The following is a 323-nucleotide window of genomic DNA, read 5'->3' as shown; positions in this document are numbered from 1 at the left end:
GTTGCAGCACCCGGAAGCGGACTTACAGTAACAGGATAATTGGCAGAAACTGTTCCGTTCCCGCATGTATTTGTACCTCGTACCGTAATATTTCCTGTAGCGGCAGATGCCGAATAATTAACCGTGATCGAATTTGTATTTGAGCCCGAAGCAATCGTTGCTCCTGAAGGCAGCGTCCATGTATAGCCTGCAGCATTTGCAATAGCAGTAACTGTATAGGCAACACCCGACTGGCCCTGACAGACTGTAGCCGGACCCGATACTGCTGTTGCAGCACCCGGAAGCGGACTTACAGTAACAGGATAATTGGCAGAAACTGTTCC

The 323-nt window shown here is 49.5% G+C and carries 1 protein-coding gene; it reads right to left on the bottom strand.

Annotated features, from left to right (window positions below; genetic code table 11):
- Positions 1-323: hypothetical protein (locus GKZ88_RS22430; protein ID WP_196216517.1), on the bottom strand; the 323-nt coding region annotated here is incomplete at both ends.

It is taken from the genome of Flavobacterium sp. LC2016-01, from assembly GCF_009711135.1.
Taxonomy (GTDB): Bacteria; Bacteroidota; Bacteroidia; order Flavobacteriales; family Flavobacteriaceae; genus Flavobacterium.
This window is presented reverse-complemented; position numbering and strand designations above follow the sequence as displayed.